The organism is Streptomyces sp. NPDC059037, from assembly GCF_042740015.1.
Lineage (GTDB): Bacteria > Actinomycetota > Actinomycetes > Streptomycetales > Streptomycetaceae > Streptomyces.
Window position 1 is genome coordinate 48,478 of the sequence record NZ_JBHYIG010000017.1, and the last position, 9,447, is coordinate 57,924.

The following is a 9,447-nucleotide window of genomic DNA, read 5'->3' on the forward strand; positions in this document are numbered from 1 at the left end:
GCACCCGCGCCCCGCACGCCCACCCACGACTTACCTCGCCCGACAGCACCTCGCACCCCGACCCACGCCTCGTCCTGCCCGACCTGCACCCGCACCCGCACCCACACCCACCAGCGCACCACCTGATCCACCCCAGCCGATCCCCCCTCGAAGGAGTGCACCATGAGATCCACTCCGCCCCGCCGTGCCGTCCTCACCGGCCTGGCGGCCGCCCTCACTAGCGGCGCCGCCCTGCTCCCCTCCCCCGCGCGAGCGGTCACCGCCACGCGCCCGAGGCTCAAGCCCCGCGCCGCCGTCACGGTCAGCCTCACCGCCCGCGTCTCCGCCGAGTCCCAGCGCATCCGGCTCGGCGCCGCCCAGCGCGCCAGTGACTTCTTCACCACGGCGGCCTACGCACCCGCCGGCACCCCCGTCACGATCACCGTCTCGGCCCCGGACGGCGTCCTGCCCACCCTGTACGTCGGCATCCCCGACTACTACGCCACCCCCAACGCCCCACGCTCCTACGCCCTCAAGGCCGGCGCGAACACCGTCACGGACCCGCACGGCGGCCCGCTCCACCTGACGATGACCGGCAGCGGCCAGCGCGCCACGGTCACCATCGGTACCGGCTCCGTGCCGATGCCCACCTTCACGCACGGCTCGACGACGGAGGCCGCCTTCCAGGCGCAGCTGGACTCGGCGACGGCGGCCGCGTACGTCCAGCTCCGCTCCGCCCACGCCATCGTCACGCTCTCCCGCGCCACCGCCCTGCAGTACCGCGCCGAGAACCACGCCACGCTCCTCGACACCTACGAACAGCTCCTCACCTCCCACGCGACCTTCAGCGGACTGAGCGGCAGCACCGGCACCCACGCCCGCAACCCGCTGCCGTACCACTTCGTGAACGTCACGAAGGTCGCATCGGGCGTCGGCGCCTACGCGACGCACGGGTACACCGGCTACCCGAGCGGCGCGATGACGTACATCGCGGGCGTGAACGGACTGCGCACCGGCGGCTGGGGCATGTACCACGAACTCGGCCACCAGCATCAGCAGTTCGCCTACAAGCCCGGCGCGCTCACGGAGGTCACCTGCAACCTCTACTCGCTCGCCGCGCAGCGCACCCTCGGCCAGACCTCGCGGCTGCTCACCAAGGACGCCAGCGGAAAGGACGTGTACGACCGCGCCTTCACCGCCCGCGACGCGGGCACGGACTACGCCACGCTCGACGTATGGCAGAAGCTCGTGCCGCTCTGGCAGCTGCGGCTCGCCTTCGGCACCGGTGTCTGGCCGGAGCTGCACAAGCTGATCCGCACCGACAACCCCGCAGCGGCGACGGACGCGGACCGCTACGACAACCTCGCCGTGTACGCGAGCCGGGCCGCGGGACGCGACCTCTCCGAGTTCTTCGTCGCCAAGTGGCGCTTCCCGATCACCGCGTCCGGCAAGGCACGCATCGCCGCGCTCGGCCTTCCCGAGCCGACCGTCGACGCCGGCACCTACCGCGAATGACGCAAGCACCTACGCGAAAAGGGAGCACGGACCCACCATGCCCGCACCGCACCTGACCCTGCCCCCCACCGACCGCGTCCTGTCCCCGCTCACCGGCTGGACCCGGTCGCACTGGGAGGCGCTCGCCGACCGGCAGTTGGCGGCGCTCGTCCCGTACGCGACGCCGAACTTCGCGCAGTACCGACTGCCGGGCCGCGGCAGTTGGTCGGGGGTCGTGTCGGACGGGCTCGAAGGGTACGCACGGTCTTTTCTCCTCGCTTCGTTCCGGATCGCCGGAGCCGGCGGTGAAGTGGACCCTCACCTCATAGAACGCTATACGCAGGGTCTGACAACGGGCACGGACCGTGACGGCGCGGGCGGTGAGGCCTGGCCCGAACTCACCGACTGCTCCCAGCAGATGGTGGAGGCGGCGTCCATCGCGATCGGGCTGCACGAGACCCGCCCCTGGATCTGGGACAGGCTCGACCCCCGGGTCCAGGAGCGGGTCGTCGACTGGTTCTCCGGCTTCGTCGGAGGCAAGACCTGGGACAACAACTGGCGGCTCTTCCAGGTGGTGTCCGAACAGTTCCTGGCCTCCGTCGGCGCCCCGCACAGCCGGTCGGACATCGACGGCGGCCTGGACCGCATCGAGGACTGGTACCGCGGCAACGGCTGGTACAGCGACGGCGACGGGCGCAACTTCGACTACTACATCGGCTGGGCGATGCACCTGTACCCGCTGCTGTGGGCGCGGATGGCCGGTCCGGACGACGGCGGGCGCGGCAAGGTCTACCGCGAGCGGCTGACCCGGTTCCTCACCGCCTACCCGCACTTCTTCGGCGCCGACGGCGCCCCCGTACACCAGGGCCGCTCCCTCACCTACCGCTTCGCGGCGACCGCGCCCGTCTGGATGGGCGCCCTCGCGGACTGCACACCCCTGGCCCCCGGCCTCACCCGGCGCCTCGCCTCCGGCACCGCACGGCATTTCGTGGAGCGCGGCGTCCCGGACGAGCGCGGGCTGCTCCCGCTCGGCTGGTACGGCACGTTCCTGCCCTCGACGCAGGCCTACTCCGGTCCGGCGTCGCCGTACTGGGCCGGCAAGGGCTTCCTCGGCCTGCTGCTTCCCGCCGACCACCCGGTGTGGACGGAGCGCGAACTGCCGCTCCCCGTCGAGGAGTCCGACCAGTACACCGCGCTCCCCGAGCCCGGCTGGCTCCTTCACGGCACCCGGCACGACGGCATCGTCCGCTTGGTCAACCACGGCAGCGACCACAACCCGCTCGAAGGCCCCGCCGCCGACGACCCGCACTACGCCAAGTTCGGCTACTCCACGGCGACCGCCCCCGAGACGGCGCCGCGCGCATGGCACCGGACGGTGGACGGCCACCTCGCGCTGCTCGCACCGGACGGCACTCCGTCCCGCCGCCGCCGGATCCACCCGCTGAGCTGCGCGGAACGCACCGCCGCCTCCCGCCACGACGTACAACTCCCCGGCGTCGACGGTGAGTTCCCCATCGAGACGACCAGCGTGCTGCACGGCCCGTGGGAGATCCGCGTGCACCGGGTCCAGGCCCCGGCGGGTGTGACGGTCCGCGAGGGCGGCTACGCGGTGGCCGACGGGACCCGGCCGTACGCCGAGCGAGGACCCGGCTGGGCCCTCACCCGTACGGAATCGGGCCTCACCAGCGCCGTCGTCGCGCTCCACGGCTGGGACGAGGAGGCGGGCATCGCCCGCGAGGTGGCGGCGAACGCCTTCGGCCCGCACTCGGCGACTCCGTATCTGACCCGCGCCGACCACGCGGGCGGCTCGAGCGTCCACGTCACGCTCGTCGCGCTGTCCCAGGACACCGTCCTGCCCACGGCGTTGCGGGAGTCCATCTCCTGTGCGGTGGACGGCGACTGCGTCCGCGTCCGCTTCCGCGACGGGGCGGTACTGGAGGTGTGAGCGTCAGATCGCGCTTCCCGACGGGGACGTGCTGGAGGCCTGAGCATCAGATCCCGCCGTCCTCCCGCCGGTGGATCTGCTCGATCAGCTCCGCCGCCATCGCCTTGATCGTCTCCAGGCCCGACCTGCCCCAGGGGCGCGGCTCGACGTCCACGACACAGACCGTGCCGAGCGCTGTGCCGGTGCGGTCGATGAGCGGCGCTCCCAGATAGGAGCGGATCCCGATCTCGTCGACCACGGGATTGCCCGCGAACCGCGGATAGTCGCAGACGTCCTCCAGGACGAGGGCCTTGCGGCGTACGACCACATGCGGGCAGTAGCCGTGATCGCGGGCCATGTAGCGGCACGCCGCGCTCTCCGCGGCCGCCGCGGCGGTGAGTTCGCTGCCCGAACCGGTGCTGTCCGGGGTGTGCAGGCCCGCGAAGAACTGCCGGTTCTCGTCAATGAAGTTGACCATGGAGTACGGCGCCGCCGTGACCTCGGCGAGGCGGTCGGCGAAGGCGTCGAACGCGCGGTCGGGATGCTGCCCGATGCCGAGCCTGCGCAGCCGCCGCACCCGGGTCGGCGCCTCCTTGTCGACGGGAGTGAGCAGCAGATGCGCGGTCGGGTCGTACATCAGGTGTGGGCTCCGTAGCTCGGTGCGGCCGGTGCGTGGGCGAGCAGATGCTTGACGAGGGTGAGGAGCGTGGCGATGCCGGAGCTGGAGATCCGCGCGTCGCAGCGCACGACGGGCACCTGGGGATCGAGGTCGATGGCGGACCTCACCTCATCGGGTTCATAGCGGTGCGCGCCGTCGAACTCGTTGATGGCGACGATGAATCCCATGCCGCGCTGCTCGAAGAAGTCCACGGCCGCGAAGCAGTCCTCGAGGCGGCGGGTGTCGGCGAGCACCACCGCGCCGAGCGCGCCTTCGGACAGCTCGTCCCACATGAACCAGAAGCGTTCCTGGCCGGGCGTGCCGAAGAGGTAGAGCACATGATCGGGGTCGAGTGTGATGCGGCCGAAGTCCATGGCCACGGTGGTCGTGGTCTTGTTCTCGACGCCCGACAGATCGTCGGTGCCCTCGCTGACGGTCGTGAGGAGCTCCTCCGTGCTCAGCGGCGCGATCTCGCTCACCGCGCCCACGAAGGTCGTCTTGCCGACCCCGAAACCTCCCGCGACCAAGATCTTCAGTGCGGTGGGGAAGGGGTCAGAGCTGTCGTCGTAATCCATCGAGCACTGCCTCCAACAGGGACCGGTCAGTTGGGTTGTGGTAGAAGTCCGGGGCTCTCAGGGTGAGCGCCCCGCAGTCGACGAGATCGGAGAGCAGCACCTTGGTCACGACGGCGGGCAGTTTCAGCTGCGCCGCGATCTCCGCGACCGATGTGGGTGCCGCGCAGAGCCCGAGCGCCTCCGCGTGCTCGGGCCCAAGACAACCGAGCGGCGGCGCGCCGCCGGTGGCCAACACCTGGGTCAGCAGGTCGAGTTGGGTGGTCGGCCGGGTCCGCCCGCCGCTGACCGTGTAGGGGCGGATGAGTCGTCCCGCCGCGTCGTCGAGCCATGGCCCGTCGTGCGGGGCCGCCACGCTCAATGCCTCATCGGGGCGGGTTCGCCGGCCGGCTGCCGGGGTGCGGTCATCAGGTACGGCCGTACGCTCTTGACGAGCATCGCCATCTCGTAGCCGAGCACCGCCGCATCCGCCTCGCGCCCGGCGAGCACCGCGAGACAGGTGCCCGATCCCGCCGTCGAGACGAACAGCAGGGTGGAGTCGAGCTCCACGACCACCTGGCGTACGTCACCGCCGTCGCCGAACCGGACGCCCGCGCTGCGCCCCAGCGAGTAGAGCCCGGAGGCGAGGGCCGCCATGTGGTCGGCGCTGTCGGGGTCGAGGCCATGGACCGACTTCACGAGCCCGTCGGAGGAGAGCAGGACCGCGCTGTGGGTGTGCGGCACGCGCTGTACGAGGCCGCTCATCAGCCAGTCGAGGTCGGATACCTGGCTGGTCTGCACATCGCTCGCCATGGTGGATCGACTCCTAGAGGTACGAGGGTCTGCCGTGGCAGACGTGGTGCTTGCGGTGTGGTGCGGGTCAGCCACCCTGGTCGCCCCTGTCGCGGGGGATGCCGAGGTCCGGTCCGGGTGCCGGGTCGCGGGTCTCCTGGGCGGCGGCGAGGCCGATGCCGCGCTGGAAGGCGGCCATCAGGCCCGGGTCGTGGCCGACGTGGTAGTCGGGGTCCTGGCGCGGTGACGGCGTCGTGTCGCGCAGTTGCGGCGCGATGTGCTCCTGGGCGCGGCGCTTGGGGAGCCGGGGCCGGTCCATCCGGCCGTGCACGGCGCCGCCGAGCGGGACCGGCGGGGTCCCCGTGTGCTCGGCCGCGGCCTGCCGGTCCTCGGGCCGGATGCCCGGCACGGCTTCGGCGGGCGTGGGCCGGTCCGCACGCGCTCCACGTACCGGCAGCGGCCCGTTGCCGTTCGCCGCCGGCCTACCGGGGGTCTCGTCCCGCAGCGGCTGCCGCGGCACGACGACCGGTTCGGGGCGGGGGGCCTGCGGGGGTGCCGGTGTCGTTTCCGGTACGCCGGCGGGGGCGCCCGGCGGTGCGGTGCGCGGGGCGGCGGCGGGCTCGTTCTGCGGTTCGGCCCCGAGCATCCCCTGCGGCAGGATGACGACGGCCTGTACGCCGCCGTAGATGTTGGTCTGCAGGCGGACCCCGACGCCGTGTCTGCGAGCCAGCGCGGAGACCACGTAGAGCCCGATGCGGCCGTCCTGGAGGAGGCTCGCGACATTGACCTGGTCGGGGTCGGCGAGCAGGTGGTTCATCTTGTTCTGCTCGGTCACGGGCATGCCGAGGCCGCGGTCCTCGACCTCGATGGCGAGCCCGGCCGTCACCAGGTTGGCGCGCAGCAGGACTTGGGTGTGCGGTGCGGAGAACACCGTGGCGTTCTCGACGAGTTCGGCCAGGAGGTGGATGACGTCGGCGACGGCGTGCCCGCGCAGGGTGCCGTCGATCGGCGGCACCAGTTTGACCCGCGAGTACTGCTCGACCTCGGCGATGGCCGAGCGCAGCACCTCCATCATGGTGACCGGTTTGCTCCACTGACGCCGGGAGATGGCGCCGCCGAGCACGGCGAGGTTCTCGGCGTGGCGGCGGATGCGGGTGGCGAGATGGTCGACGTGGAAGAGGCCCTTGAGCAGCTCCGGGTCCTCGACGTCGTTCTCCAGCTCATCGAGCAGCGAGATCTCCCGGTGCACCAGCGACTGCAGCCGCCGGGCCAGATTGACGAAGACCTCGACCTTCTGTTCGCTGCCCGCGTGGCTGGAGAGCTGCGAGGCCTGGACGACCGCGCTGACGGCGACCTCGTGGGCGCGGTTCAGCTCGTCGGCGAGCAGCCCGAACTCGTCGCCGTCCTGGGCGGATCGGGCCGGCACCGCCGTGCGGGCGGGCGGTCCGTCGCCGCGCCGCAACTGCTCCACGACCCGCCGCAGTTCGGCCTGCCCGCGCGCGGTGCTGCGGCGCAGCGAGCCGACCCGGTCGCGTAGGGAGTTCGCGGCACGGTCGGCCGCGACGGCCGCGATGACGACGCTCACCAGGGTGATGGCCCCGGCGGCGGCGAGGATGACGAGCAGCGCGGGGGCGAGCGGGGCGGCGGTCTCCCGGACGACGAAGAGCACGGCCGCGCCGGCGCAGAGCGCGACGGCGACGGGCGGCAGTACGGCGATGCGCAGCAGCTGCGGACGTATCCGGGCCTCGGGCAGCGGCGCGACGGTACGGCTGCCGGGCCTGCCGTGCCGGCCGCCTTCACGGCGGTCTGCGCGGGCGGCCGGTGCGCGAAGGTGAGACATCAGCGTCCTCGGTCAGGGTGCGGGCTCCGACGATCGCGCGAGGGCCGTTTCGCGACATCGCCGTGCCGGCCGTGCGGACCATCCGATGATCCGTGCGTCGACCGACGGCCACTCACGGTAGTCGGCAACGCATCATGTGCGAGGGGCAGATGACAAAGTACGGCGGCCGAGGTCCCGCTCTGGTATGACACCTCGCACGGCAGTCCGATTGCACCTTCGGACGCCAGTTCCAGCCGGGCCGCATGGCTCGGCGAACGGGCTTTCCCTTCGGGGGAAGGGGGCGGTCATGACGTCAGGGCGGCCACGTCGTACGCGACCGCCCCGAACCGGCCGAGGGGCACCGCGCACGTCCGCGAGGCCCCTCCACTCCACGCTCCCTGTGACTTCTCTCAGCCGACCCGCGCCGCCTCCGGCTCCCCGGTGTCCTCGGCGTCCTCGGAGTGCCTGGCGCCCGGGGCGCCCGGCGCCACCCGGGGCCATCCGCCGCCCGGCTCGACCGCGACGCCGCGCCACCACGGCTCCGAGGGGACCGAGTCCGCCGCGGGCTCGAACGGCTGGCCCGGCACCGGCAGCGCGATGCGCGCCCCCGCGCGGGAGGCCGCGTCGACCGTGCCCTCGCCCGGCTCCGACCACGGGTGCGGGGCGAGGTTGAAGGTGCCCCAGTGGATCGGCAGCAGCACGCCCGACGGACGGCCGCCCTGGAGGTCGAGGTGGGCGCGCATGCCCTCCTCGGGCGTCATGTGGATGTCGGGCCACCACTCCGAATAGGCCCCGATCTGGATCATCGTGGCGTCGAACGGCCCGTGCTGCGCGCCGATGTCCTGGAAGCCGGGGAAATAGCCGGTGTCCCCGCTGTGGTAGATCCGGTGCTCGGGGCCCGTGACGGCCCAGGACGCCCAGAGCGTGTGCTGCTGGTTGCGCAGGCCGCGGCCGCAGAAATGGCGGGCGGGCGTCGCCGTCAGGGTCAGGCCCGCCACCTTCGTGGAGTCGTGCCAGTCGAGCTCGCGCAGCCGGTCGGCGGGTACGCCCCAGCGCTCCAGGTGGGCGCCGACGCCGAGCGGGACCGCGAACACCGTGTCCGTGCCGGCCAGGGCCTTGATCGTGGGCATGTCGAGGTGGTCGTAGTGATCGTGCGAGATGACCACCGCGTCCACCGGGCCGAGCGCCGCGAGCGGCACCGGCACGGGGTGCAGCCGCTTGGGCCCGACCCAGGAGAACGGCGAGCACCGCTCACCCCACACCGGGTCGAAGAGCACACGCCGCCCGTCGATCTCGGCGAGCACGCTGGAGTGCCCCATCCAGGTGAGCCGCAGCCCACTGGCCGGGGGCTTGGCGAGGTCGGCGAGGGTCGTGGCGTGCACGGGCACGGTGCCGGTGGGGCTGCGCCGCAGCCGCTCCTCCTTACGGAAGTAGACCTTCGCGAACTCCACGGCCGTCGAACCGGAGGGGCGGCTCTGCGCCCCGACGGGGTTCTGGAAGGAACCGTCGGCGAAGTTCGGCGATCTGTGGATCCGTGCGAGCCGCTCTCCGGCCGGATCCGCGCCGAAGGCAGCGGTCCTGAGCGAGCGGAGCCCAGAGCTCAGCGAACGGGACACAGCACCTCCTGGAAGGGGTAGATCAGGCCTCCATTATGTGCACCGCCTCCGACAGCGGCCGTCCGAAGGGACCGTCATCGGCCACCTCCGCCCACATGATGTACTCCTACTGATCGCCCATTCAGTAAGCAGTAGGAGTGCGCCATGCCCGCCCCCGCGCCCGCCCCCTTGCTCTCCCTCACCTGGACCGACCACGTCACCGGCCGCCGGGGCTTCCTCGTCGTCGACCGTCTCGTCCGCGGCGTCTGCAGCGGCGGGCTCCGGATGCGCCCCGGCTGCACCCTCGACGAGGTCACAGGCCTTGCCCGCGGCATGACGATGAAGGAGGCCCTGCACTACGACCCCAGTGCCCGCTACGTCCCGCTCGGCGGAGCCAAGGGCGGCATCGACTGCGATCCGCGCTCCCCTGAGGCGTACGACGTCCTGGTGCGCTACCTCCGGGCGATGCGCCCCTACGTAGAGCACTCCTGGACCACGGGCGAGGACCTGGGCCTGACGCAGGACCTGGTCGACAAGGCGGCGCGGGAGGCGGGGCTCGTCTCCTCGATCCAGGCCGTCCACCCGCTCCTGGAGGACGAGACCGAGGCCCGCGCCCGTCTGGCGGATGCCTTCGC

General features: G+C 72.2%; 9 protein-coding genes. 3 read left to right on the plus strand and 6 right to left on the minus strand.

Features of this window, described 5'->3' with window-relative positions:
• Positions 1–162: 162 nt before the first annotated feature.
• Together ACFWY6_RS06265 and ACFWY6_RS06270 are read left to right on the plus strand one after the other, a co-directional pair.
• Positions 163–1,494: a M60 family metallopeptidase gene (locus tag ACFWY6_RS06265; protein WP_384686925.1), complete on the plus strand. Its 1,332-nt coding sequence runs from the start codon at positions 163–165 to the stop codon at positions 1,492–1,494.
• A gap of 37 nt (positions 1,495–1,531) precedes the next feature.
• Positions 1,532–3,418: a DUF2264 domain-containing protein gene (locus ACFWY6_RS06270; RefSeq protein WP_384686927.1), complete on the plus strand. Its 1,887-nt coding sequence runs from the start codon at positions 1,532–1,534 to the stop codon at positions 3,416–3,418.
• Between the two features lie 46 nt (positions 3,419–3,464).
• Here the strand turns inward: ACFWY6_RS06270 and ACFWY6_RS06275 are convergent, their stop codons facing one another.
• From ACFWY6_RS06275 to ACFWY6_RS06300, 6 genes are all read right to left on the minus strand, one after another.
• Positions 3,465–4,037 (minus strand): GAF domain-containing protein, encoded by a 573-nt coding sequence (locus tag ACFWY6_RS06275; protein WP_384686943.1) that lies wholly within the window; start codon positions 4,035–4,037, stop codon positions 3,465–3,467.
• The gene (locus tag ACFWY6_RS06280; RefSeq protein ID WP_384686929.1) at positions 4,034–4,630 is read right to left on the minus strand and encodes an ATP/GTP-binding protein; all 597 of its coding nucleotides are present in this window, start codon (positions 4,628–4,630) and stop codon (positions 4,034–4,036) included. Before ACFWY6_RS06280 ends, ACFWY6_RS06275 begins: the two co-directional genes overlap by 4 nt.
• Positions 4,608–4,982 (minus strand): DUF742 domain-containing protein, encoded by a 375-nt coding sequence (locus tag ACFWY6_RS06285; protein WP_384686931.1) that lies wholly within the window; start codon positions 4,980–4,982, stop codon positions 4,608–4,610. Before ACFWY6_RS06285 ends, ACFWY6_RS06280 begins: the two co-directional genes overlap by 23 nt.
• 2 nt (positions 4,983–4,984) lie before the next feature.
• Positions 4,985–5,419, minus strand: coding sequence for a roadblock/LC7 domain-containing protein (locus ACFWY6_RS06290; RefSeq protein WP_266872443.1), 435 nt, complete (start codon positions 5,417–5,419; stop codon positions 4,985–4,987).
• A 67-nt stretch (positions 5,420–5,486) separates the two neighbouring features.
• Positions 5,487–7,238: an ATP-binding protein gene (locus ACFWY6_RS06295; protein WP_384686934.1), complete on the minus strand. Its 1,752-nt coding sequence runs from the start codon at positions 7,236–7,238 to the stop codon at positions 5,487–5,489.
• Positions 7,239–7,627: 389 nt separating this feature from the next.
• Positions 7,628–8,833, minus strand: coding sequence for an MBL fold metallo-hydrolase (locus tag ACFWY6_RS06300; protein WP_384686935.1), 1,206 nt, complete (start codon positions 8,831–8,833; stop codon positions 7,628–7,630).
• 144 nt (positions 8,834–8,977) lie between these two features.
• Between ACFWY6_RS06300 and ACFWY6_RS06305 the strand changes: the two genes are divergently transcribed.
• Positions 8,978–9,447 (plus strand): Glu/Leu/Phe/Val dehydrogenase dimerization domain-containing protein (locus ACFWY6_RS06305; protein WP_384686937.1); only part of this gene is annotated, 470 nt, incomplete at its 3' end.